At 63.8% G+C, this 24,815-nt stretch carries 22 protein-coding genes, 1 tRNA gene and 1 pseudogene; 18 read left to right on the top strand and 6 right to left on the bottom strand.

The genetic code is table 11. The features are described from left to right. Complete coding sequence (gene miaA, locus ACZ0BA_RS27415) at positions 1-957, top strand: tRNA (adenosine(37)-N6)-dimethylallyltransferase MiaA (RefSeq protein ID WP_463454287.1); 957 nt, start codon at positions 1-3, stop codon at positions 955-957. 13 nt (positions 958-970) lie between these two features. On the opposite strand, the gene ACZ0BA_RS27410 is transcribed toward miaA, so the two are convergent. Next, the gene (locus ACZ0BA_RS27410; protein ID WP_463454286.1) at positions 971-1,375 is read right to left on the bottom strand and encodes a VOC family protein; all 405 of its coding nucleotides are present in this window, start codon (positions 1,373-1,375) and stop codon (positions 971-973) included. 158 nt (positions 1,376-1,533) lie between these two features. Here ACZ0BA_RS27410 and ACZ0BA_RS27405 point away from each other — a divergent pair. From ACZ0BA_RS27405 to ACZ0BA_RS27385, 5 genes are all read left to right on the top strand, one after another. After that, positions 1,534-1,610, top strand: a tRNA-Met gene (locus ACZ0BA_RS27405). Positions 1,611-1,742: 132 nt separating this feature from the next. Continuing rightward, positions 1,743-1,961, top strand: a complete 219-nt coding sequence (locus ACZ0BA_RS27400; RefSeq protein ID WP_463454841.1) for a DUF2515 family protein — start codon at positions 1,743-1,745, stop codon at positions 1,959-1,961. After that, the gene (locus ACZ0BA_RS27395) at positions 1,952-2,365 is read left to right on the top strand and encodes a DUF2515 family protein (RefSeq protein ID WP_463454285.1); all 414 of its coding nucleotides are present in this window, start codon (positions 1,952-1,954) and stop codon (positions 2,363-2,365) included. Before ACZ0BA_RS27400 ends, ACZ0BA_RS27395 begins: the two co-directional genes overlap by 10 nt. 322 nt (positions 2,366-2,687) lie before the next feature. Next, positions 2,688-3,065: a hypothetical protein gene (locus tag ACZ0BA_RS27390; protein ID WP_463454284.1), complete on the top strand. Its 378-nt coding sequence runs from the start codon at positions 2,688-2,690 to the stop codon at positions 3,063-3,065. Further along, positions 3,059-3,466 carry a PIN domain-containing protein gene (locus tag ACZ0BA_RS27385; RefSeq protein WP_463454283.1) on the top strand — a complete coding sequence of 136 codons (408 nt, stop codon included), beginning with the start codon at positions 3,059-3,061 and terminating at the stop codon, positions 3,464-3,466. Before ACZ0BA_RS27390 ends, ACZ0BA_RS27385 begins: the two co-directional genes overlap by 7 nt. A 32-nt stretch (positions 3,467-3,498) precedes the next feature. On the opposite strand, the gene ACZ0BA_RS27380 is transcribed toward ACZ0BA_RS27385, so the two are convergent. From ACZ0BA_RS27380 to ACZ0BA_RS27370, 3 genes are all read right to left on the bottom strand, one after another. Next, positions 3,499-3,969 (bottom strand): hypothetical protein, encoded by a 471-nt coding sequence (locus ACZ0BA_RS27380; RefSeq protein WP_463454282.1) that lies wholly within the window; start codon positions 3,967-3,969, stop codon positions 3,499-3,501. A 14-nt stretch (positions 3,970-3,983) separates the two neighbouring features. Next, positions 3,984-4,964 carry an extracellular catalytic domain type 2 short-chain-length polyhydroxyalkanoate depolymerase gene (locus tag ACZ0BA_RS27375; RefSeq protein WP_463454281.1) on the bottom strand — a complete coding sequence of 327 codons (981 nt, stop codon included), beginning with the start codon at positions 4,962-4,964 and terminating at the stop codon, positions 3,984-3,986. Positions 4,965-5,153: 189 nt separating this feature from the next. Continuing rightward, a complete protein-coding gene (locus ACZ0BA_RS27370; RefSeq protein ID WP_463454280.1) occupies positions 5,154-6,080 on the bottom strand; it encodes a LysR substrate-binding domain-containing protein in 927 nt (308 codons plus the stop codon). A 110-nt stretch (positions 6,081-6,190) separates the two neighbouring features. Between ACZ0BA_RS27370 and ACZ0BA_RS27365 the strand changes: the two genes are divergently transcribed. Continuing rightward, entirely contained in the window at positions 6,191-7,276 is a 1,086-nt protein-coding gene (locus ACZ0BA_RS27365) for a tartrate dehydrogenase (protein WP_463454278.1), read from the top strand. 85 nt (positions 7,277-7,361) lie between these two features. Beyond that, positions 7,362-8,717 carry a dicarboxylate/amino acid:cation symporter gene (locus ACZ0BA_RS27360; protein WP_463454277.1) on the top strand — a complete coding sequence of 452 codons (1,356 nt, stop codon included), beginning with the start codon at positions 7,362-7,364 and terminating at the stop codon, positions 8,715-8,717. A gap of 17 nt (positions 8,718-8,734) precedes the next feature. Here the strand turns inward: ACZ0BA_RS27360 and ACZ0BA_RS27355 are convergent, their stop codons facing one another. After that, a complete protein-coding gene (locus ACZ0BA_RS27355) occupies positions 8,735-11,071 on the bottom strand; it encodes a glycoside hydrolase family 31 protein (RefSeq protein ID WP_463454276.1) in 2,337 nt (778 codons plus the stop codon). A 463-nt stretch (positions 11,072-11,534) separates the two neighbouring features. Between ACZ0BA_RS27355 and ACZ0BA_RS27350 the strand changes: the two genes are divergently transcribed. From ACZ0BA_RS27350 to ACZ0BA_RS27325, 6 genes and pseudogenes are all read left to right on the top strand, one after another. Beyond that, positions 11,535-14,432, top strand: coding sequence for a TonB-dependent receptor (locus tag ACZ0BA_RS27350; RefSeq protein ID WP_463454275.1), 2,898 nt, complete (start codon positions 11,535-11,537; stop codon positions 14,430-14,432). Positions 14,433-14,449: 17 nt separating this feature from the next. Beyond that, a complete protein-coding gene (locus tag ACZ0BA_RS27345) occupies positions 14,450-15,586 on the top strand; it encodes a glycoside hydrolase family 88/105 protein (protein ID WP_463454274.1) in 1,137 nt (378 codons plus the stop codon). Positions 15,587-15,599: 13 nt separating this feature from the next. Next, a complete protein-coding gene (locus ACZ0BA_RS27340) occupies positions 15,600-16,883 on the top strand; it encodes a DUF2264 domain-containing protein (protein ID WP_463454273.1) in 1,284 nt (427 codons plus the stop codon). Between the two features lie 4 nt (positions 16,884-16,887). Next, entirely contained in the window at positions 16,888-19,242 is a 2,355-nt protein-coding gene (locus ACZ0BA_RS27335) for a beta-galactosidase (protein WP_463454272.1), read from the top strand. Between the two features lie 27 nt (positions 19,243-19,269). Next, positions 19,270-19,731: an AAA family ATPase gene (locus tag ACZ0BA_RS27330; RefSeq protein ID WP_463454840.1), complete on the top strand. Its 462-nt coding sequence runs from the start codon at positions 19,270-19,272 to the stop codon at positions 19,729-19,731. Between the two features lie 54 nt (positions 19,732-19,785). Further along, positions 19,786-20,208: pseudogene (locus tag ACZ0BA_RS27325) on the top strand (DUF4276 family protein); the annotation flags it as partial. Between the two features lie 64 nt (positions 20,209-20,272). Here ACZ0BA_RS27325 and ACZ0BA_RS27320 read toward each other — a convergent pair. Continuing rightward, positions 20,273-21,085: an AraC family transcriptional regulator gene (locus ACZ0BA_RS27320; protein ID WP_463454271.1), complete on the bottom strand. Its 813-nt coding sequence runs from the start codon at positions 21,083-21,085 to the stop codon at positions 20,273-20,275. Between the two features lie 123 nt (positions 21,086-21,208). Here ACZ0BA_RS27320 and ACZ0BA_RS27315 point away from each other — a divergent pair, with 123 nt between their 5' ends. Genes ACZ0BA_RS27315 through ACZ0BA_RS27300 form a run of 4 tightly spaced genes read left to right on the top strand, consistent with a single transcriptional unit; the run spans position 21,209 to position 24,810 of the window. After that, positions 21,209-22,141: a 4-hydroxyproline epimerase gene (locus ACZ0BA_RS27315; protein WP_463454270.1), complete on the top strand. Its 933-nt coding sequence runs from the start codon at positions 21,209-21,211 to the stop codon at positions 22,139-22,141. Continuing rightward, positions 22,138-23,244 carry an NAD(P)/FAD-dependent oxidoreductase gene (locus tag ACZ0BA_RS27310; RefSeq protein ID WP_463454269.1) on the top strand — a complete coding sequence of 369 codons (1,107 nt, stop codon included), beginning with the start codon at positions 22,138-22,140 and terminating at the stop codon, positions 23,242-23,244. The genes ACZ0BA_RS27315 and ACZ0BA_RS27310 overlap by 4 nt, the downstream gene beginning before the upstream one ends. Next, complete coding sequence (locus ACZ0BA_RS27305; protein WP_463454268.1) at positions 23,237-23,551, top strand: (2Fe-2S)-binding protein; 315 nt, start codon at positions 23,237-23,239, stop codon at positions 23,549-23,551. The genes ACZ0BA_RS27310 and ACZ0BA_RS27305 overlap by 8 nt, the downstream gene beginning before the upstream one ends. Further along, complete coding sequence (locus ACZ0BA_RS27300; protein ID WP_463454267.1) at positions 23,548-24,810, top strand: FAD-dependent oxidoreductase; 1,263 nt, start codon at positions 23,548-23,550, stop codon at positions 24,808-24,810. The genes ACZ0BA_RS27305 and ACZ0BA_RS27300 overlap by 4 nt, the downstream gene beginning before the upstream one ends. Positions 24,811-24,815: the final 5 nt, after the last annotated feature.

Here is a 24,815-nt window from a genome sequence, read left to right as displayed (position 1 = left end):
ATGAGCGCACCTGTTTCAAAGCCGTTGGCGGTCGCCATCATGGGGCCGACGGCGTCCGGCAAGACCGCGTCGGCGCTGGCGATCGCCCAGCGCATCCCGTCCGAGATCATCTCCGTCGATTCGGCGCTGGTGTATCGCGGCATGGACATCGGCACCGCCAAGCCCACGCGCGAGGAGCGCGCCGCCGCGCCGCATCACCTGATCGACATCCTCGACCCGCTCGATTCGTATTCGGTGGCGCAGTTCCGCACCGATACGCTGCGGCTGGTCGACGAGATTGTCGCGCGCGGCAACCTGCCCTTGCTGGTCGGCGGCACCATGCTGTACTTCAAAGGTCTGGCCGATGGGCTGGACGACCTGCCGGGCGCCGATCCCGCCCTGCGCGCGGAGCTGGAAGAGGACGCGGCGCGCATCGGCTGGCCCGCGATGCACGCCAGGCTGGCCGCGCTCGACCCGGAAACTGCGGCACGGCTGGCGCCCAACGACGCCCAGCGCATCCAGCGCGCGCTGGAGATCTGCGCCTTGAGCGGCAAGCCGATGTCCGAGCTGCTGGCGCTGCGGGAGAAGACCGAACTGCCGTTCGAGCTACTGTCGTTCGCGCTGGAGCCGTCGGACCGCGCGGTGCTGCACCAGCGCATCGCGCGCCGCTTCGACATCATGCTGGAAGAATCGGAAGACGGTAATCTGATCACCGAAGTGGAAGTGCTGCGCCGGCGCGGCGACCTGCATCCGGGACTGCCGTCGATGCGCTGCGTCGGCTACCGGCAGGCGTGGGAATATCTGGACGGGACGATCGACTACGCGACCATGCGCGAGACGGGCATCATCGCCACGCGCCAGCTGGCCAAGCGCCAGTTGACGTGGCTGCGGTCCATGCCGGAGCGGGTGGCGCTCGATTGCCTGGCGCCCGATCCGGCCGGCGCGATGCTGGCGCGGATCGCCGAAAAGCTGGGCTAGCCCATTACGCCGCTTACGTCGTCGGCGGCGCCGAATCCATATAAATGATTTCCCACAGATGGCCGTCGAGGTCCTGGAAACCGTGGCCGTACATGAAGCCATGGTCCTGCGGCTCCTTGTAGGCGCTGCCGCCGGCCTCGATGGCCTTGTTGACCAGCGCCGTCACCTGGTCGCGCGACTCCACCTGCAGGCACACCAGCACCTCGGTCGAGGTGCGCGCGTCGCTCAGCGGTTTGGGTGTGAAGGTCTTGAAGCGCTCCTCGGTCAGCAGCATCACGAAGATGTTTTCGGCGACGATCATGCAAGTGGCGCCCTCGTCCGTGTAATGCTGGTTGAAGGAATAGCCCAGATGGGTAAAGAACTGCACGGATTTAGGCAAGTCGCGCACAGGCAAATTCACAAAAATATTGGTGGCCATACCATCTCCATTTCGTTATATGCTGATAGTTCTGACGTCAGGATACCAATATGCTAACGTTTTAGCGACCTCCACGCGCTTGCCTGCATTTTTTCGGAAAAATCTTTGGACCACTCTTGACAGTCCAAAGCCGAACCCCGATAATGCTGGGCGTTGCAGGTGATATAGCTCAGTTGGTTAGAGCACAGCATTCATAATGCTGGGGTCGGTGGTTCAAGTCCACCTATCACCACCAAGATTCCGAAAGCCGTAATTCATGAAAATGAGTTACGGCTTTTTTGTTTTTTTGTGCATCAACAAAACATCGCCCTTCCCGGCGACTACATTGGAGTGTCTCGACCATTGCACGGGACGCTCATGAAACGCTATCACATCACGCTCGGCGCCAGTACCACCGCCGGGGGCAAGGTCATCACTGCCAGTAGCTGGCGCCGCCTACATGTACGATCAACTGGCGCTGGGCTACACTGTTCTGTTCCTGGACATCTACCCCCTCCACAGGTTCTATATGCTGCGCGGTTTGAAGCATTTAGAAAAGTGCATTGGTGAGCGCACAAAAATCGCTGGTAGCGTTCTTTGCCGGTAGCGCAGGAGACGCTCGCTTTTGGTCGCGCCTATGACGATGTCCTCAAGGCCTTCGATATGATAGAGCGAAATCAGATAACAAAAAGTGTAGAACGGCTCGCGTATCATGAGCGAATCAATATACTCCAAGCGACCATTTACGATGATATCGCCATGAGGCGGGCACTTGATTTGAATCAATTCTCGTGGTTGACCGGCTTTCCAAGCGGTGTAGCCGCAGAGATTGGGCTAACGCTTTTTGCTGAATTTTGCAGCGTACAACGCGGGCGGAACATTGCCGAGGCGAGTGACGCCGCTGGCGGCCGTAAAAGCTTTCGCATAACGGTCATGGTGCACCGCACAGGGTGCTTTGGCCAGTTGACGTTGCAAAACTACCATTCGGCAAGCCTTCACCGCGATACTTAAGTCATTTGATTGGATCGAACAAAAATGAATTAGCGAAAAGTGTTGAGAGGTTGGCATGCCACGAGGAAACCAACGTGCTTCAAGCAGTCCGACCTGATGCATTTGCGGCATCCCTACTTTCGCCATCGACCATGCAAAAGAGCTTTCCAACCTCGAATACGCCGCGAATAAGAATCACCGCCTCGTTTCTGCAAAACCGCAAATACGCTGCTCTGAAATACGCTTCTCTGTATTCTCGACGCGCCGAAGGCCTTTCAGCCAATTTGCGCTACACTGGTTCATATGAACTGTCGACACGAGGTATGTCATGCGGAAAATAACTTTGGACATTGAGGATAGCCACTTCGCCGTGTTCGAACAAATAGCGCGAGCGAAAAACGTCGACGCGCTCGAGATTATCAGCAGGCAGATCAAGCAAACGGCGGGCCTTCTTGAGCAGGTAAGGCTGCTGACAACCGACAGCCTGGAGAACAGAATTTCCAAGGAGTTGGCGGCGTTAGGCTTTCTCGACCTAGCGGCGTGGGCCGGGAAAACGGATTTGAAACAATCGACGCTCGCCGAGGCGCAGACCAACACACTTGAGGAGCGCCGCGCTGCGCGTCTCGCCATACTGCTGCACGGCGGGCCGCTATGGGCTGGCGAAGAAGGAAAGCCGAAGGATGGTCTGGTCTACGAACAGGAGCTGCGCGCGGAATGGTGAGCGTACTTTTTGATAGCAATATTGTAATCGACCACATTCTCGGAATCCCGGAAGCCACCTTCGAACTGGCAGCCTACGACGACGCCGCGATCAGCGCCATTACTTGGATGGAGGCGACCGTCAAGCTCGACACGACGGCCATCAAAATCTTCGACACGATCCTGTTGCTGGCGGGGGTTAAGGTGATCCAGACGAACGACGAGATCATGCGACTCGCCTCTCAGTTGCGCAACACGTCTGGCAAAAAGCTGCCCGACTGCATAATACGCGCGACGGCGATCTGCCAGGGCCGCACCGTTATCACGCGCAACCCGGGGGATTTCGGGGGCGTCGGGCAGTGTCACGTCCCATACGAGATTCATGGCGGCGAAGTCAGCAACGTCAAGCCTCCTCTAGAATAGGTCAGTCCCGGCACCCGCAGAAAATCCAAGTTTCAGCCGACCTTCCGGCTCGCCCAATAACCATAATCGACATCGATGTTTTCCAGCAGCCCCAGGAAATCGGTGGCCTGGCTCGACAGCAGCTGGCCCAATTGCAAGGTGAGATTGCACTGCTTCTCCACCAGTTTGGACATGGTGTTGGCCTGCCGCAGCTGTCCGTAGTCTTCAAGCAGTATCGTGCAGCCCTTGCGCAAGTTCAGGCCCTGCTGATGCAGGCGCTGGCCGATGGCGGACGCCAAGTGCATCGATTCGCTCCACACGGCCGGGTCCCACAGCCGGGCGGTCAGCGCAAGCGACAGCGCGCCGTTGTTGATCATGCTCGCAGCGTATTTCTGCGTCAGCCTTTGCGCGGTCCTGGCATGCCGCACGTGCGTTTCCGCGCTGGCCTCAAGCGCGCCGGCTTCGGCCGCCAAGTCTGGTTCGGGGTTCGATTTCAATACAACGGCAACGGGGTATGGACTCAAGGCGTTCTCCATCATCAAGCGCAAAAGCGGTCCAGCATGGAGTGAATGGCCTTGATCTGCACGGCATCACGAGAGTAGTAAAGCGAATTCTTATCCCTGCAGCTGTAGCCCCACCAATCCCAGCAGCCATCCGGATTTTGCACGTCGCCGTTGTCGGTGCCTTCTGCCTGCGGATACAGCACGATGATGTCGTTGCTTTCGGCGATTTCGTTGTAGCCGGTGCTGACGATGTAGCGGTTGCCGTAGGGAGGCTGGTTGGCGACGTCGGCGCGGCCGCTGACGTAGTCGGTGTAGTTGTAGCCCTGTTTGCAGCCGTGCAGGGCGATATGCACGCGCGGCTGCTGCACCGCGCCGGACAGCACCCGCGACGGGATGTAGGCGTAGCCGAACTGGCTCATGCTGGTCCCGCGCGCCTCCGTGCCAAGAAACTCGTTCTGGTCGAAGCGCAGCAATTGGCCGGCGGCCCTGTCGGCGGGCGGCTTCAAGCCGGCGTAAATATGCCGCAGGATGTCGTGCGACTGCATGAAGCCGCCGTTGTTGATGTAAGGCGGCTGATTCGTCGCCAGCACCGAATCCTCGGGATTGTTAGTGATGATGCAATGGCGCGACGGCACGTTGTCGTGGTACGCGATGTTCTCCGCCTTCACGCCCAACGCCTCGTAGAACTGGCGGGTTTGCGCCACCACGTCGGAATACACCACGTCGTCCTGGCTGCCGGTGAAGATGTAGAGTCGGTCGTCGGCGAGATTGGCGACATCGTCGATCAAGCCCTCCCGGGCCGATTCCCGCGTCAGGGCGGCCAATTGCCGCGCATCGGGCGCGGTTTGCGGAATCAGGGGGCTCATGCAGATGTAGAGGGAATTCTCGATATAGGCATCCTCCTCCGATAACAACTGCCGCGAACGATAAGTCTCGGCGCAGCGGAACGGGCCGCCGGCGATGATGCCCGCCCCCGCGAAACTGGCCGAGCGCGCCAGGTGCAACTGCACCGTCATGAAGGCTCAGGATGACAGCCCCGAGATTGAATTTGCTGCTTCGACGCCCCGTACGATCCAAGTTGAACAATTTTTGCGCCTGCACTGACGAACATCGTGGTCTCCCTGTTGCGATGACAGTTGTAGCGACGTGCTGGCCTCGTGGAAACGCTATTGTCTGATCTCCCTGTTACTGGTTCTTGCGATTTATCAAAACTTTCGCTCAAACGTCTCGCTCAGGAAATCGACGAAGGTCCGTATCCGCGCCGACAACTGGTGCCGCTGTGGATACACGGCGTAGATGTCGGCGTCCGGCGTGCGCAAACCCGGCAGCACCCGCACCAGCCGTCCCGATTCCAGATAGCGCTCGACGTCCCACTCGGCGCGCATCAGGATGCCGTGGCCGTCCAGCGCCCAGTTGACGGCGATCTCGCCATCGTTGGTGGTCAGATTGCCGCGCACTTTGACCGACTGTGCGTCCCGCTCCGGCTCGCGTGCCGATTCGCGGCCGGCGAACAAACGCCACACCCCGTAAGCCTCGTCGCCCTGGCGGATGCAGATGCAGTTGTGGCGTCGCAGTTCGGCCGCCGACTTGGGCTCGCCGTGCAGCGCCAGATACTTCGGCGCGGCGCACAACAGGCGCCGGTTCGGCGCCAGCCGTTTGGCGATCACGCGCGCGTCGGACGGCGCGCCGAAACGGATGCACACGTCGAACTGGTCGTCGGCCAGCGCCGGCGGATCGACCGACAGCTGCAACTGCACGTCCACCTCCGGATAACGCAGCACGTAGCGTGAAATCGCCGGCGCGATGTGCAGCCGCCCGAAACCCAGCGTGGCGTTGACCCGCAACTGCCCTTTCGGCACTCCCTGCGATGACGTCAGCAGTTGATCAAGATCGGCGATCTCGCCCAGGATGCGCCGCGCATGCTCGAGCAGCACCTCGCCCTCCGGCGTCATGCTCATGCGCCGCGTGGTGCGGTTCACCAGCGGCACGCCGACGCGCGCCTCGATGATGGCGAGCCGCTTGCTGACCGCCGACGTGGTGATGCCCAGTTCGCGCGCGGCGGCGCTCAGGCTGCCGGCGCTGGCCAGCGAAACGATGAAGCCCAACTCGGCCGGCTGAAATCCGCTGCTCATGATCGATTGTGGAGTTTGAGGTTAACAATGGTTTGAGTTTAGCCCGCTAATGTGGCGCCGTCCGCCCGTTACAGTGGCCTCCACCCCGCCATTTCAACAGGAGACCATGCATGAAGACCTACCACATCGCCACCATTCCCGGAGACGGCATCGGCAAGGAAGTCGTACCGGCCGGCCAGCAGGTACTGGCCGCCCTCGCCGCCAACGGCAGCGCCTTCCGTTTCGAATTCGAAGGCTTCGACTGGGGCGGCGATTACTACCGCAAGCACGGCGTGATGATGCCCGCCGATGGTCTCGACGCCCTGCGCGGCAAGGACGCCATCCTGTTCGGCTCCGCCGGCGACCCGGACATCCCGGATCACATCACCCTGTGGGGCCTGCGCCTGAAAATCTGCCAGGGCTTCGACCAGTATGCCAACGTGCGCCCCACCCGCATCCTGCCCGGCATCGACGGCCCGCTTAAACGCTGCAAACAGGAGGATCTGAACTGGGTGATCGTGCGTGAAAACTCGGAAGGCGAATACTCTGGTGTCGGCGGCCGCGTACACCAGGGCCACCCGATCGAGGCGGCCACCGATGTCTCGATGATGACCCGCGTCGGCGTCGAACGCATCCTGCGCTACGCCTTCAAGCTGGCGCAATCGCGTCCGCGCAAGCTGCTGACGGTCATCACCAAGAGTAACGCCCAGCGCCACGCGATGGTGATGTGGGACGAGATCGCGCTGGAAGTGTCGCGCGACTTCCCGGACGTCACATGGGACAAGGAACTGGTGGACGCGGCCACCGCGCGCATGGTCAACCGCCCCGCCACCCTCGACACCATCGTCGCCACCAATCTGCACGCCGACATCCTGAGCGACCTGGCGGCGGCGCTGGCCGGCAGCCTCGGTATCGCACCGACCGGGAACATCGATCCGGAACGCCGCTATCCGTCGATGTTCGAGCCGATCCACGGCTCCGCCTTTGACATCATGGGCAAGGGCCTGGCCAATCCGGTCGGTACCTTCTGGTCGGTGGTGATGCTGCTGGCGCAGCTGGGCGAGCATGACGCGGCCGACCGCGTGATGCGGGCGGTGGAAGCCGTCACCGCCAATCCCGCGCTGCACACGCGCGATCTGGGCGGCACCGCCACCACCGCGCAGGTGACCGACGCCGTGTGCGCCATCCTCGGCGCCGGGGAGCGCCGCGCCGCCTAGGTCCTCCCCCAGTCAGCGTCCCGACCGGCCGGCAGAGCCCAGGCGGGATGCGCCCGACGCAGCACATACAACAGGAGACTTCACCATGTATAAGCGTTTCTTTGGAAAGCTGTACGTCCAGGTGCTGATCGGCGTGATCGCCGGCGGCTTGCTGGGCTTTTTCCATCCGCAGTTAGGCACCGACTTCAAACCGCTCGGCGACGCCTTCATCCGCCTGATCAAAATGGTGTTCGCGCCGGTCATCTTCGCGATGGTGGTACTCGGCATCGCCAAGATGGAGAGCATGAAGGAACTGGGCCGCGTCGGCGTGCGCGCCCTGATCTACTTCGAAGTGATGTCCACCTTCGCGCTGCTGCTCGGCCTTGTCGTGGTCAACGTCGTCAAACCCGGCGCCGGAATGAACATCGACGTCAGGACACTCGACACCAGCAGCATCGCCAGCTACACGGCGGCGGCCAGCAAAACCGGCGGCTTCACCGACTTCCTGCTGCACATGATCCCCTCCAGCGTCATCGACGCGCTGGCCAAGAACGACATCCTGCAAATCCTGGTGTTCGCAACCATGTTCGGCATCGCGCTGTCGCACATGGGCCGCCGCGCGAAGCCGGTGGTCGACTTCCTCGACGCCTTCTGCAACAGCATGTTCATCATGGTCACGATGATCATGCGGGTCGCCCCGCTGGCGGCGTTCGGCGCCATCGCTTTCACGGTCGGCAAGTACGGACTCGGTTCGCTGGTCTCGCTGGGCCAGCTGATGGGCAGCATGTACCTGACCTGCGTGGTGTTCGTGTTCGGGGTGCTGGGCGTGGTCGCGCGGTTGTCGGGCTTCAGCCTGTGGAAATTCCTGCGCTATATCAAGGAGGAGCTGTTCACCGTCCTGGGCACCAGTTCATCGGAATCGGTGGTGCCGCAGTTGATGCGCAAGCTGGAACACGTGGGCGTGTCCAAACCTGTGGTCGGCCTGGTGATTCCGTCCGGCGTGACCTTCAATCCGGACGGCCAATGCATCTACTACACGATGGCCGCCATCTTCATCGCCCAGGCGACCAACACGCCGCTGACCTTGACCGATCAACTGGTGGTCCTTGGGGTGCTGATGCTGACGTCCAAGGGTTCGGCAGGCGTGACCGGCTCCGGTTTCATCACGCTGGCGGCGACGCTCGCCTCGCTCGGGAACATTCCGGTCGCCGGCATGGTGCTGCTGCTCGGCGTGGACCGCTTCATGTCCGAGGCGCGCGCCATCACCAACACCATCGGCAACGCCGTGGGAACGATGGCGATCGCCCAGTGGGTGGGCGCGCTGGACCGCGACCGCATGCACCGGGTGCTGAACGGCGAATCGACGGAAGAGGAATTGCGGGCGCTATCGGCCAAGGTCGACGAGAACGACCAGGACGATAGCGATCCTCTGAAACACGTGGGGCGGATTAGCGCAGCCTAATCCGCCATGCGCCGGATTTACTTCCCGATCACCTTGACCAGCTTGGCCAGCGCCTTGTCACCGCCGCTCAAGCTTTGCGTGGCGTCGTTCCAGCGCAATTTGGTGGTGGTCGCGCCCTTGCCCTTCTCGTAGTCGTAGCTGGCGCCATCGTCGTCATACAGGTTGAACTCCCCGTCCCTGCCAGGATAGACATGGATGGCGGCGATCGCCTGTTTGGTCGCCGTCGACTGGATGTCCGCCCCGACCGGAACGATCGATCCCGCCTTGACGAACACCGGAATGCGCTCGATCGGCGCGGCCACCTTGACCCACTGGCCGCCGCTGAATTTCTGGTTGGTCCAGTAGTCGTACCAATCGGCGCCCGCCGGCAGATAAACATCCTTCTGCGTCTGTCCCTGCTCGGTCACGGGCGCCACCAGGAAGGCGGGGCCGAACATGTATTCGGTGCCGATATTGGCGACGTTCGGATCGCCAGCGAAGTCCATCCACAACGGACGCATGAACGGCGCGCCGGTGTCCCAGGTAGTCTTGGCGCTCGAGTACAGATACGGGATCAGACGGTAACGCAGGCGGTCGTAGTCAGCCAGGATGGTCTCGGCGGCGCGGCCGAACGACCACAATTCATTGCCCTTGCGGTCGCCGTGCACGCGCAACGTCGGCAGGAAGGTCCCGTACTGGAACCAGCGTGTGAACAGCTCCGGATAATCGTGATACTGGCCGATTACGTCGCGCGCGTCGGATGGATCGAGTAACGGCGCCTTGGTCGCGGTGGTGACCTGCGGCAGTCCCTGCCAGCCGCCGATGTCGTTGCCCCAGTAGGCGATGCCGGAAGCGGTCATGTTCAAGCCGGTCGGCACCTGGCGCGCCAGCGCTTCCCAGCTTGGATGTATATCCGATGACCAGAACAGCGCACCGGTGCGCTGCGAACCGAGATACGCGGCGCGCGACAGGATCAGCACACGCTTGTTCGGCTTCCAGGCGCGCATGCCCTGCGCCACGCCTTCGACGTGCAGCAGCGGGAACAGGTTGTGGTAACGGTCGCCCGATCCGATCGAGTAGAAGAAACCGTCCGGCACCAGGTCTGGCTCGGTCTCGTCGAGCCATGGATAGTCGAAGCCGCGCGCGAGGATATTGTCGCGCGCCTTTTGCCAGAACCACGCGCGCGCGGCCGGATTGGTCGGGTCGATCAAGCCACCGGTGCGGTCGGAGCGGAACGGCAGGCCATCGACGGTCTTGCCGTCCTTGTCCTTGAGCAGGTAGCCCTTGGCATCGAGCTCGTTGAAGTAGCGTCCCGACGTTTCGTAGCGCGGCCAGATCGAGATGATCGACTGCATGCCCATGTCGTGCAGCTGCTTGTTCATACCGTCCGGGTCGGGGAACTCGGCCGGGTTGATGTCCATCTGGCCCATGCGGGTCCAGTAGAACCAGTCCAGCACCATCACGTCGAGCGGATACTTTTTCTCGCGGTAGGTCTTGGCTACCTTCAGCATCAGGTCCTGACTGTCGTAGCGCGCCTTGGACTGGATCAGGCCAAAGGCCGCCTTGGGTGGAATCGGCGTTTTGCCGGTCAGTCGCGCATAGCCCGAATACAGCTCCTCCGGCTTGTCGCCCGTGATGACGAAGAAGCTGACGCGTTCCCCCACCTTGGACTGGAACACCGTGCGGCCGTTGATGCCGGCGACAAAGCGCGTGGCCGACGGGTTGTCCCACACGATGCCATAGGACTTGGAACTGACCATGAACGGCACGCACACGGTCTCGCCGGCCGGCGCGTCGTACCAGTGGGCGCAATCGATGGTGCGGCCGCGCAGGTCCAGCGCGCCGGTCGATTCCTGGTTCTGGCCCATGCCGTAGTAATGCTCGTCGGCCGGCGCGGCGAAGGCGGCGCCTACCTGGTAAGTCTTTTCGGTGTTGACGGTCTGCGGCGACATCTCCCAGCTATTCATACTGAGGATGGTCTCGCCCCTGGCGTTTTTGACCTGCAGCCCGACCGGCGCCAGTTGGGGCGCGAAGTACTTCTCGCCGGTGCTCGGCACGCGCGGCGCCGGGGCGGCGTTGACGTGCAAGGTCAGCGCGGACGAGGCGAAGGTATCGCCGTCGGCGCCGGCCGTGTGCTTGAAGGCGCTGGCGTCCGCGTGCTCGGCGATGATCCCGTAGCCCGGCGCCTTGAGCGCCTCGTCCTTGTCGGCCGCGATGGAGACGTGGACGATGTTCGGACCGTAGGCTTGCACCGATACCCAGGCGCCGCTGCGGTCGAGCGTGACGAGGGGCGCGGCCTGCGCGGCGCAAGTGAAGGAGAAAGCGAATGCGACGGCAAGCACCGGCGACGCGGGACGAAATGAACGCAGTTTCATGGGGTTGTTCCTGTGATTACAGGCCGATAATTTTGTCTGGATCGCAACGGGGTGGCAAGTGTGAAAATCACCAAACCGGCGACCGAAATTTAACGCGGGTTTCCGGGAATAACGTCCGAGCGCTTCTGAAGAGTTGCCGAAGCGTCAGTTTTTTGCCACAAGTCGTATAGAAAAATTGCGTCCGCCTATACGAAGTGGGAATAGCACCACACGGAAATAATCATCTTGGTGATTGTTTATGACTTTTATGACAATTCCCTGCTCATGCTTGCAAGTCACCCGCTTCCGCCCGACCGGCCTGCTGAGAGGGAAACCGCCATATTCTTCCCCTGCGGAAACCGTTTAACTTGCGGTCGATGAAACCGGGTCCGCAGGTTGCTCACTGTTTGCTAAATGACTAGTCTTGACTCTGCCAGGCAGGAGACGGCTTAGGCAACCCAGAAATCAAACACTGAGGATAAAAATGAAAAAGAAGACATTGGAGACGATGGTGGCGCTGGCGCTGGCCGCCATGTACACCCCGGGGGTGCTGGCACAGGAGACTCCCGCAACCGCCAGCGGCGAACCCGCCGTGGCCGCACCGACGGCCGCCGCCCCCACCCCTGCCCCTGCTCCGGCAGCACAAGACAAGGTCGAAACCGTGGTCGTCACCGGTTTCCGCTCCAGCCTTCAGAAGGCGCTCAATCTTAAAGCCCAGGCCATCGGCGTACGCGATTCCATCGTCGCCGAGGACATCGGCAAATTCCCCGAGGCGAACGTCGCCGAATCGCTGCAGCGCGTGCCGGGCGTGATCCTGAACCGCGACGAGTCGTCCGGCGAAGGCCAGCGCATCTCGATCCGCGGCCTGCCGACCGACTATTCGGTCACCACGCTGAACGGCGCGCCGGTCAACACCACGTCGACATCGACCATCGGCAGCGCGGCGCGCGGCTTCAACTACGACGTGTTCGCGTCCGAACTGTTCGGCCGCGTCGACTTCTACAAATCGCCACTGGCCGAGTTGACCGAGGGCGGCCTCGGTGGCGTGGTCGATTTGCAGACCCCGCGCCCGTTCGACAATCCGAAACGCACCATTCGCTACGGCCTGACCGACACCTACAACACCGCCTCCAAGCACCACGACCCGAACGGCTTCGTGCTGTACTCGAACACCTGGGACAAACTGGGCTTCCTGATCGGCGCCTCGCACTCGGGCAGCGTCAACACCCGCTCCGGCTTCGAAGCGACGGGTGGCTACAACAGCTCCTTCAACGGCAGCCAGAATCCGGTGAAAGGCAATTTCGCACTCAGCCTGGATTATGACGATCCACGCGCCAACCTGTCCGGCTATACCCGGGACCAGATCGACAAGGCCCTGCTGCCGCGCATCTACCGCTTCTACGGCTCGCAAAACGAGCGCACGCGCGACGGTCTGGTGTCGTCGCTGCAGTGGAAAACGCCAACGCTCAACCTGAGTTTCGACACGATGTACTCAAAGCTGGAGAACACCCGCGAGGAAACGCTGTTCGGCATCCTGGTGCGCAGCACCAAAACCAGCAACCGCACGCTGCCCGCTGGCGCCAACGGCAACAACGGCCTGATTCCCGTTGACGTGAAAATCGACCCGGCCACCAATCTGCTGACCGGCACCTTCGCCAACACCACCTACAACGCCGGCGCCGGCTACACCAAGGACGAAACCGAATTCGGTTACGGCGCCTTGAACGGCAGCTGGAAGGTCAGCGACAAATTGACCCTGACCGGCCAGGCCAGTTTGAACCAGAGCAGCGCCACCAGCGCCACCGGCCAATTGTCCGGCTTTATCTACGGCGCGCAATCGACCATCGACTACGGCAGCGACCATGTCTACCCGTCGATCTCGTCGCCGACCAGCTACACGGATCCGAACAACTGGAGCGGGTTCGCCGTCAGCACCGGCTGGACCAAGGAAACCGACAAGGGCAAGCAGGCGCGCGTTGTGGCCGACTGGGACTACGACCTGCCCGGCGAATGGACCGGCCACCTGAAGGCAGGCCTGACGTTCGTCTCCACCACCAAGGGCGTCAACAAGCGTAACGGCACCTCGCTGGCGACGGCAAAGTTGAACAGCATCGGCGCCGCCGGCATGCGCAACGGCATGACCAGCAACCTGCCGATCGATAACCTGGACTTCGGCGCCGGCTGGCCGCATTCGTGGAGCACCTGGGACAGCAACTACTTCTACTCGCAGTTCGATCCGAACACCTACAATCCGCAATCGGCGTTCACGCCTTCGCAAAGCTTCACCGCGCAGGAAGACGTCAAGACCGCGTTCGTGCAGTCGGACTTCAAGGGCAAAGTCGCCGACCACGAATTGCGCATCAACGCCGGTGTGCGCTTCTCCGGCACCGACACCAAGATCGACAACTTCAAGCAGCAGGGTGCAAGCCTGGTCTACTCGCCAAACCATGAACAAGGCTCGTACAGCAACGTGCTGCCGGCCGTCAGCGGCGCCTTCGACCTGACCGAAAACCTGATGTGGCGCGCCTCATGGGGCAAAACCATCACGCGCGCTTCGCTGTCCGTTATCGCGGCGCAGACGGTGATCCCCAACCAGTTCGACAACACCGCCACCTCGGGCAATCCCAACCTGCGCCCGCAGCAGTCGAAGAATCTGGACACCAGCCTGGAATGGTACTTCTCGCCAGGCAGCCTGCTGTCGGCGGCGTACTTCAAGAAGGAGCTGACCGATGCCACCGTCGCCAATACGCAGATCGTCACCTTCGGCTCCCTGGGCCTGCCCGACACCGCGCTCGGCCCGTTGTTCCAGGACGCCAGCGGCCGTGTCGATCCGAATCTAGCGATGACGCTGCGCAGCTACACCAACGCCGGCCGCCAGACCTTGAAAGGCTACGAGCTGGCTTACCAGCAGGCGTTCAGCTTCCTGCCTGCGCCGTTCAACGGCATGGGCGCACTGGCCAGCTACACGCACATCGATCCGTTCAACAGCGCCAAGTGGGTCACCAACGCAGGCAAGGAGATCGAAGTCAATTCGGTGCCGAAGTACGCCTACAGCACCACGCTGTATTTCGAGAACGGTCCGATCGCGATGCGCATGTCCTATAACTACAAGGGCAAGTCGCTCAACGGCGACAATCCGCGCAACCTGGGCGACGATTTGATACGCTGGCGCGCAGGCCGGGGCTACCTCGACGCCAACATCAGCTACAAGATCAACGAGAAGCTGGAGTTCCGCATCGACGCGCTTAACCTGAGCAACACGCTGGCCTTCGATTACTTCGAGGACGCGAGTGGCCAATACGGCAGCGGCAAGAAGACACGGATGGACTATGCGAAGTATGATGGCCGCACCATCAAATTCGGCATCCGCGGAAAACTCTAAGGGACCATCACCAACCTATGATGAAACGACTCTTCGCAACCGGCGCGATCGCGCTGGGTTTGGCCGGCTGCACTACCGTGCCGCCGGCGGTCGACACCTCCGAACAGGAGGTTGTCGCGATTATCAACAAGGTCAACGACTACTGGCAGCAGCGCGAAACGCCGCAGAAGTGGGCGTTCTGGGATATCGCCGCCTACCATACCGGCAATATCGAGGCCTACAAGATCACCGGCAATCCGCGCTACCGCCAGTATTCCGAGGATTGGGCCATCCACAACCAATGGCAGGGCGCGAAGTCCACCGACAAAACCAAATGGAAGTACCAGTACGGCGAAACCGACGAGCATGTGCTGTTCGGCGACTGGCAGATTTGCTTCCAGACCTACGTCGATCTGTATGAGCTGGACAAGGTCAAGGATCCGCGCAAGATCGCCCGCGCGCGCGAGGTGATGGAATACCAGATGAGCACCGCGCAGAAGGACTACTGGTGGTGGTCGGACGGCTTGTACATGGTGATGCCGGTGATGACCAAGCTGCATAAGGTCACCGGCGAGCGCAAATACCTCGACAAGCTGCACGAGTATTTCGACTATTCGAACAGCATCATGTACGACAGCGAAGAGCGGCTCTACTACCGCGACGCGCGCTACGTCTATCCGAAGCACCAGAGCGTCAACGGCAAGAAGGACTTCTGGTCGCGCGGCGACGGCTGGGTGTTCGCCGGCCTGGCCAAGGTGCTGGCCGACCTGCCGAAGGACGACGCGCACCGCGCCGACTACGTGGCCAAGTTCAAGGGCATGGCGCAGGCGCTGAAGAAGGCGCAATCGGACGATGGCTACTGGACCCGCAGCCTGCTCGACCCCGCGCACGCGCCGGGACCGGAAACCAGCGGCACCGCGTTCTTCGTCTACGGCTACCTGTGGGGCATCAATAATGGCGTGCTCGATCGCGACGAGTACCTGCCGACGGTACGCAAGGGCTGGAACTTCCTGAGCAAGACGGCGCTGCAGCCGGATGGCCGGATTGGCTACGTGCAGCCGATCGGCGACCGCGCCATTCCAGGCCAGGTGGTCGATCAGAATTCAACCACGCCGTTCGGCGTTGGCGCGTATCTGCTGGCGTCCTCCGAAATGGTGCGGCTGCTGAAAAAATAAGAACGGAGACACGATGGAACGACGCAATTTTATACAGGCCGTGATGGCCGGTTCGGCCGCCGCCACCGTCGCGAATGGCGCGCTGGCTGTGACGCCTGCAGCGGAGGCACCCGCCTCGACGGCCGGTGCCGACGGCAAGACCGCGCGCGCGCAACTGGCCGCGCTGGCGCAAAAAATGACCGAACCGGTGCTGACCAATATGGCGGCCGGCACGCTGAAGAAAAACTTCGCGCTGGAAGTGAGCCCCACGTGGGATGGCCGCAACAAGGGCGTGGCCTACCTCGAGTGCTTCGGCCGGCTGATCGCCGGCGTCGCGCCGTGGCTGGCGTTGGCCGACGACGGAACGCCCGAGGGCCGAACCCGCAAACGCCTGCATCAACTGGCGCTGCAAAGCTACACCAACTCGGTCGACCCGGCCAATCCCGATTACCTTCTGTGGAAAGGCCCGGGACAGACGCTGGTCGATTCGGCCTACTTCACCAATGCCCTGATCCGGGCGCCGAAAGCGCTGTGGGAGCCGCTCGACGCCAAAACCAAACAGCGCATCATTGCCGAGATCAAGTCGCTGCGCCGCATCGAGCCACCGTACATCAACTGGATGCTGTTCGCGGCCATGAACGAAGCCTGGCTGATGTCGATCGGCGAGGAGTTCGATCCGCTGCGCATGAACGTCGCGATCCGCAAGATCAACGAATGGTATGTCGGCGACGGCTGGATCAAGGACGGCGACGCCTTCCACTTCGATTACTACAATGCCTTCGTCATGCACCCGATGCTGGTGGAGATCCTCGACGTGCTCGATCAGAAAAAAGGCGCGTTCTGGAACGGCAAGCCGGAGGAGCTGCGCGCGCAGGCGGTCAAGCGCATGCAGCGCTACAGCGAGCACCTCGAGCGCTTCATCTCCACCGACGGCAGCTTCCCGCCGATCGGCCGCTCGCTGACCTACCGCACGGCGGCCTTCCAGCCGCTGGCGCTGCTGGCGTTGCGCAAGCAGCTGCCGGCCAGCCTGCCCGAGGGCCAGATCCGCGCCGCGCTGCAGGCGGTGCACAAGGCAGTGTGGACCGCGCCCGGCAACTTCACCAAGGACGGCTACCTGACCATCGGCTTCGTCGGCCACCAGCCGGAGCTGGGCGACTGGTACTCCAACAACGGCAGCATGTATATCGCCTCGGCCAGCCTGCTGCCACTGGGCCTGCCGGAGAGCGACAGCTACTGGACCTCGGCGCCACAGGACTGGACCCAGAAGAAGGCCTTCGCCGGCGCCCGTTTCCCCAAAGACTACCCAGTCAACTACTGATCATATGACCACATACAAGATTTCACGACGCGGCGTGCTGCGCGGCGCCAGCGCCGCCATGGGCGGCCTGCTGCTGCCGATGGCGGCCCAGGTCCACGCCGCCGCCTCCGCGCGCTTCGCCATCGGCGACAGCGACTTCCTCCTCGACGGCCAGCGCCTGCAGATCCGCTGCGGCGAAATGCACTTCGCCCGCGTGCCGCGCGAATACTGGACGCACCGCCTGAAAGCCATCAAGGCCATGGGCCTGAACACCGTGTGCGCCTACCTGTTCTGGAACTACCACGAATGGCGCGAAGGTAAATACGACTGGGCCGGCCAGCGCGACGCGGCCGAATTCTGCCGCCTGGCCCAGGCCGAGGGCCTGTGGGTGATCCTGCGTCCCGGTCCCTATGCCTGTGCCGAGTGGGAGATGGGCGGCCTGCCATGGTGGCTGCTGAAAAAACCCGGCGACAGCTTCCTGCGCACGCGCGACGCCAACTATATGACGCCGGCCAAGCGCTGGATGAAGGAAGTCGGCCGCGCGCTCGGCCCGCAGCAGATCACCAAGGGCGGCCCGATCCTGATGGTGCAGGTGGAGAACGAATACGGCTTCTTCGGCGAAGACCTCGACTACATGCGCGAGATGCGCCAGGGATTGCTGGACGCCGGTTTCGACGTGCCGCTATTCCAGTGCAATCCGACCAACGCCGTCGCCAAGACCCATCTGAAAGAGCTGTTCTCGGTGGCGAACTTCGGCAGCGATCCGGCGGCCGGCTTCAAGGTGCTCGACCAGGTGCAGAAAGGGCCGCGCATGTGCGGCGAATACTACTCCGGCTGGTTCGACACCTGGGGCGCGCCGCACCGCCGCGGCTCGGCCGCCGGCGCGGTGGCCGACATCCAGACCATGCTCAAGGCGAACGGCTCCTTCAGCCTGTACATGGCGCACGGCGGCACCACTTTCGGCCTGTGGGGCGGCTGCGACCGCCCGTTCCGTCCGGACACCACCAGCTACGACTACGACGCGCCGATCAGCGAAGCCGGATGGACCGGCGAGAAATTCCACGCCTACCGCGACGGCATGAAGCCCTACCTGATGGCCGGCGAAACGCTGCCGCCGCCACCGCAGCAAAACCCGCTGATCGCCATCGCGCCGTTCACGTTTAAGCAGTCGGCGACGGTGGCCTCGGCGCTGCCGGTGGACGCTATCAAGGCCGTCTCGCCGCAGCCGATCGAGCAGTACGACATCAGCCGGGGACTGGTGTCGTACAAAGTCACGCTGCCGGCCGGTCCGGCCGGCACGCTGGAAGCGGCCAAGGTGCGCGACCTGGCCTGGGTGTACGTCGACGGCAAACAGGTCGGCACCATGGACACGCGCTACCGCCGCTTCAAGGTCGACCTGCCGGCGCGCAGCCGCCCGGTGACCCTGGAGATCCTGCTCTACACCATCGCCCGCGTCAACTTCGGCGTCGAGATCCACGACCGCAAGGGCATGCACGGGCCGGTGCGTTTCGCCGGACAGCCGCTGGAAAACTGGGAAATCCGCGCCATCGACTTCGACGCCGACGGCGTGCTGCCGCCGCTGAGGTGGAAAACCGGCCGCGCCCAGGGTCCCGCCTTCTGGCGCGGCAGCTTCGACGCGCCGCAAACCGGCGACACCTTCCTCGACATGTCGAGCTGGGGCCAGGGCGTGGTGTGGGTCAACGGCCGCTGCCTGGGACGCTACTGGAACATCGGGCCGACGCAGACCATGTACCTGCCCGGCCCATGGATCAAGCGCGGCCAAAACGAGGTGGTGGTGCTGGACCTGACCGGCCCGCAAAGCGCGCGCATCGCCGGCTTGAAGGCGCCCATCCTCGACAAGCTGCGTCCTGAACTCGATCTGGCCCGGCCGCCGAACAAGGACAAGCCGGCGCTCGACGGCGTAAAACCGGCGCACGAAGGCGAGTTCCAGAACGGCGCCGCGACCCAGGATGTCAAGTTCGCGCAAGCGGTTAGCGGCCGCCAGGTGTGCCTGGAGTCGCTCGACGCCTTCGACGGCAAGCAGTTCGCCGCCATCGCCGAACTGGCGCTGCTTGGCGCGGACGGCAAGACGCTGAACCAGTCCAACTGGACCATCGCCTACGTCAGCAGCGAGGAACGCAGCAAGGAGGACGGCTCGGCGCTTAACGCGATCAACGGCCAGGCCACGGACTTCTGGCATAGCGCCTACAGCGGCAAGGCGCCGCATCCGGTCCATCCGCACCGCATCATCCTCGACCTGGGACAGTCGGACACCGTGGCCGGCCTTCGCTACACGCCGCGCCAGGGCGCCGACGGCGTGACCGGCCGCATACGCCACTACCGCGTCTACGTCGGCGAGCAGCTGGTCAAAACCGGCTGAAACCGCGTACCGGGTTCGCGCCGCCGCATTCCAGCGCGTGGCCCTTTTTTCCACGACTTCATCTTCGAGCCGGAGGCGAACGACCTGATACGACTGCGTTGGAAGCATAAGGGCAGCGACGACTATTTCGACGCGAACATGCTATCGGATGGCACGCTCAGGTTCATTTGCATGACGACCCTGCTGCTGCAACCGACGCTTCCGACAATGATCCTGCTCGACGAGCCGGAACTGGGGCTTCATCCGTTCGCCATGCAATTGCTGGCTGCGATGATGCGCTCGGCCAGCAAGGATACTCTGATCATCGCATCGACACAGTCCGTCACACTGGCCAACCAGTTCGATTGGCAGGACATGGTGGTGGTGGACCAGGTCGAAAACGCCTCTCATTTCCGACGTTTGCACGAAGAAGAGGTTGCGCATTGGCTGGAGCAATACAAGCTTGGCGATGTCTGGGAGATGAATGCCTTGGGAGGAACCCCTGAATGATCCGTCTCGGCATCAGCACGGAGGGCGCGACGGAGCGGGAAAGGGTTCGATCGCGTCAGCACGCTGTATGACTTCTACGGATTCAAAGGGCGCCAGGCACGCACCGTCGCCGAACTGGAAGTGGATATCGGCGCCTTGGCGGCAACCGCGCATCGGCCACGCCTGATCCCATATGTTCAACACTATGAATTTGAGGCGCTGCTGTTCGCCGTGCCCGAGCAAACAGTGGAATGGATGCAGGCCCCGCAAGCGCTCGCCCCGATGCGGGAAGCCGTTCAGCGTGCGGGCTCGGCGGAACAGGTCTACGACCGCGTCGAGACTAGTCCGTCGCATCGCATGAAGGCGCTGTTTAGCAACTACGACAGGAAACTGCACGGTCCCGAGATTGTGGAACTGGCGGGATTGGCTGCGATCCGACTGCATTGCGCACGTTTCGATGACTGGATCACACAGCTGGAAAGCTTGGCCGGTCGCTAAACGCACGCCCACATGACCAACAGCAGGGCGCGCAACCGGGTTGCAATCGCTGGCGCCGCGATAGTCACCTGAGCGCCGCCGCCCCGGGCTGCCGGGCCGGCTGGCCGGCGGGTTGGGCGGGCGCTTTGCCCGCCAGTTGGCGGTACTGGCTCGGTGTGACACCGGTGGTGGCCTTGAACTGGCGCGTGAAGGCGGAATGATCGCCGTAGCCGCAAGCCTGGGCGATTTCGGCCACGCTGGCGCCGCCGCCAAGCATGCGCGACGCCGCTTCAACGCGGGTCTGGATGATCATCTGCCTCGGCGTCAGCTGGAAAATACGCAGGAAATAACGCTCGATCTGCGCCACCGACATGTTGGCCGTACGCGCCAGTTCCGCCAGGTGCAGCGGCTGGCCATACTGCTCCTGTATCAGGTTCACCGCCGCCGCCACTTTGCGGTAGGCGGGATTTTTCTTGTCCGCCATCGCCAGGTCGCGCGAGATGCCGGTCAGGCCGACGATGCGGCCGTCGCCATCGCGCAGCGCCGTCTTGCGCGTCAGGCACCAGCCGGGATCGCGGCTGGGATACAAATGCAGCTCCAGCTGGTCCTCGATGTCGTTGCCCCCGGAGAGCACCGCCATGTCCTGCGCGACGTAGGACTGGCCGAAAGGATGGGCGAAGACTTCGGCCGGGGTGCGTCCGATCAGCGCCGATTTGTGCCGACGACCGCACCGCTGCACCAGCGTCTGATTGACCACCACATACCTCCCCTGCACGTCCTTGACAAAGAAAACCACGTCCGGCAGCGCGTCGAACAGTGCCTCGGCGAAGAAGGGATCGGCTATGCCTGCGCCCAGCGCTTGGCGTGCGGGGTCGTCGGGGAGGGATGAATTGTCCATGGCTGCGATTGTGCCAGCGCTGCGGCCGGCAGTCTGCTGTTTTTTAACGATTGTGCAGATTTCGTCATTTAACATGCGTAGGCGATGCAAGACAGCCCGGCTGCGGAAGCCTAATATTTGAGCATGAAAACCATCACCATCATCGACTCCCATACCGGCGGCGAGCCTACCCGGCTGGTCACCGGGGGCGGCCCGGACCTGGGCAACGGCCCGCTGGACGAACGCCTGGCGCTGCTCAAACGCGAACACGACACCTTCCGCTCCGCCGTCGTCTGCGAGCCACGCGGCTCGGACGTATTGGTCGGCGCGCTGTTGTGCGAGCCGCACGCCGCCGATTGCGCGGCCGGCGTCATCTTCTTCAACAACGTCGGCTACCTGGGCATGTGCGGCCACGGCACCATCGGCCTGGTGGCCTCGCTGGCCTTCATGGGCCGCATCGGGCCGGGCCGCCACCGCATTGATACGCCTGTGGGCGTGGTCGAGGCGGAGCTGCACCAGGATGGCAGCGTCACGGTCGACAATGTCGCCTCCTACCGCAGCCGCGCGCAGGTGAGCGTGGACGTGCCGGGATACGGCCTGGTCACCGGCGACGTCGCCTACGGCGGCAACTGGTTCTTCCTTGTCGCCGGCCACGGACTGGAACTGAACGTCGCCAACGTCGAGGCCTTGACCACCTACAGCGCCGCCATCGGCGCCGCGCTGGAGCACGACGGCGTCACCGGCGACGGCGGCGCGCTGATCGACCATATCGAGCTGTTCGCGCCATCGCGCACCGGCGCCGACAGCCAGAGCTTCGTGCTGTGTCCCGGCAAAGCCTACGACCGCTCGCCGTGCGGCACCGGCACCAGCGCCAAGCTGGCTTGCCTGGCGGCCGACGGCAAGCTGGCCGAAGGCGCGCTGTGGAAGCAGGAAAGCGTCATCGGCAGCGTGTTCGAGGCGTCCTACCGCTATCGCGGCGAGCAGCTGATCCCCAGCATCCGCGGCAAGGCATGGGTCAACGCCCAGGCGTCGCTGATCCTCGATCCGACCGATCCCTTCGTGTGGGGCATCCGGTGACCAACACCGACGTGATCGTCGTCGGCGCCGGCATCGTCGGCGCGGCCTGTGCGGACGCGCTCAGCGAGCGCGGACTGCGGGTGGCGGTCATCGAGCAGGACATCGCCGGCGGCGGCGCCACTGCCGCCGGCATGGGCCACCTGGTGGTCATGGACGACAACGCGGCCGAACTGGCGCTGTCGGCGTATTCGGTCTCATTGTGGAACGATCTGGTGGGCGAGCGCCCGCAGCGCCACGAGTACAGCGGCTGCGGCACCATCTGGGTCGCCGCCGATGAAGAGGAAATGGACGCCGCGCGCGTCAAGGCGCAAACGCTGTCGGCCTACGGCATCACCTGCGAACTGCTGTCGCCGGCGGCGCTGTACGCGCGCGAGCCGCAGCTGCGCGCCGGGCTGGCCGGCGGCCTGCTGGTCAAGGGCGATGGCCTGGTCTACCCACCCAAGAGCGCGCGCATCCTGCTCGACCGCGCGATGCGGCGCGGCGCCGTCACCAAGCGCGCAGCCGTCACCGCCATCGAGGACAACGGCGTGCTGCTGGCCGACGGCACGCACCATCAGGCGCAGCACATCGTGCTGGCCGCCGGCTCGCGCTCGTCGGCGCTGCTGCCGGAGCTGCCCGTGCAGCCCAAGAAAGGACACATCGCCATCACCGACCGCTACCCCGGCTTCGTCCGGCATCAGCTGGTGGAGCTCGGGTATATCAAAAGCGCCCATGCCGCCAGCGGCGATTCGGTCGCCTTCAATCTGCAGCCGCGCCCCACCGGACAAATATTGATCGGTTCCTCGCGCCAGTTCGACACCACCGATCCGGCGGTGGAGCCGGGCATGCTGCAGCGGATGCTCAGGCACGCCACCAGCTTCACGCCAGCGCTGGCGCAGCTCAACGTGCTGCGTTGCTGGACCGGCCTGCGCGCCGCCACGCCCGACGGCCTGCCGCTGATCGGACCGCACCCGGCGCGGCGCGGCCTGTGGCTCGCCACCGGCCACGAAGGCCTCGGCATCACCACCTCGCTGGCGACGGCGCAGCTGCTGGCCGGCCAGATGCAAGGCGAGAGCACGCGCATTCCCACCAATCCCTACCTGCCCCGCCGCTTCCATGTTTGAATTCGCCGCCCACACTTTTGCCAACAACCGCACCAACGGCGACACGGGCGATAGCATCACCGTCAGCATCGATGCCCGCGCCATCAGCGTGGCGCCCGGCGTCAGCGTGGCCGCCGCCATCGCCATGGCCGGCAGCATCGTCACGCGGCGCTCGGTCGGCGGCGCCGCGCGCGCGCCGTTGTGCGGCATGGGCGTCTGCCAGGAGTGCCGGGTGACCATCGACGGCCGCCCGCACCAGCTCTCGTGCCAGACCTTGTGCGCCGATGGCATGCACGTGCAGACCGGCGCGCTGGAGCGCGCGGCATGAGTCGCTACGACGTCCTCGTGATCGGCGCCGGGCCGGCCGGACTGGCGGCGGCGCATGCCGCCCGCGCCGGCGGCGGCAAGATCGGCATTGTCGACGACAATCCGCTGGCCGGCGGCCAGATCTGGCGCGGCGGCCCCGATCAACAAGCCGATCAGCGCGCGCAAACACTGTGGACCGCGCTGCGCGACGCGCCCGATGTCACCTTCCTGCCGCAAACGCGGGTGCTGTATGCGCCGGAAGCGGGCCAATTGCGGGTGCAAACGGCGGCAGGGTCGGACACGCTGCGCTTCGGCCATCTGATCCTGGCGACCGGCGCGCGCGAGCGGCTGCTGCCCTTCCCCGGCTGGACCCTGCCCGGCGTGACCGGCGCCGGCGGCTTGCAGGCGCTGGCCAAGGGCGGCTATCCACTGCGGGGCAAGCGGGTGGTGGTGGCCGGCAGCGGCCCGCTGCTGCTGGCGGTGGCGGCCACGCTCAAGCTCAAGGGTGCGCACATCATCGCCATCATCGAGCAGGCGGCCACGCCGGCGATGGCGCGCTTCGCGCTTGGCTTGCTGGCGACGCCGTCCAAGGTGACGCAGGCGTTGCGGCTGGCCGCGCAGCTCAAGGACGTGCCGTACCTGCGCGATAGCTACGTGCGCTCGGCGCATGGCGACGGCACGCTGCAATCGGTGATGGTCCAGCGCGGCAAAGGGCGCGAGCTCGAAACGCTGCAGTGCGACTACCTGGCCTGCGGCTACGGCCTGATACCGAATGTGGAACTGGCGCAGGCGCTCGGCTGCGCGACCGCCAGCATCGGGGCGCAAACGGTGGTCGAAGCGGACCACTGGCAGCAAACCTCGGTGCCCGGCATCTACTGCGCGGGCGAAGGCACCGGCGTGGGCGGGGTCGACCTGGCGCTGGTGGAGGGCCGCATCGCCGGCTTGTCGGCCACCGGCCAGATCGTGCCGACGCACGCCGATTTCGGCCAGCGCGCGCGCTGGCGCACATTTGCCGCCAGCCTGGCGCGCACCTTCGCGCTGCGGCCGGAGCTGGCCACGCTGGCCGGCGACGACACCATCGTCTGCCGCTGCGAGGACGTCTGCCACGGCGAACTGCGTACGCACACCGCATGGCGCTCGGCCAAGCTGCAAACGCGCTGCGGCATGGGGCCGTGCCAGGGCCGCATCTGCGGCGGCGCCACCGAAGTCTTATACGGCTGGCGTCCCGACGCGGTGCGCATGCCGATATCCCCGGCCCGGATCGACACCATCATCGCCTGAAGCCA

The organism is Duganella sp. AC917 (genome assembly GCF_979258245.1).
This window is presented reverse-complemented; position numbering and strand designations above follow the sequence as displayed.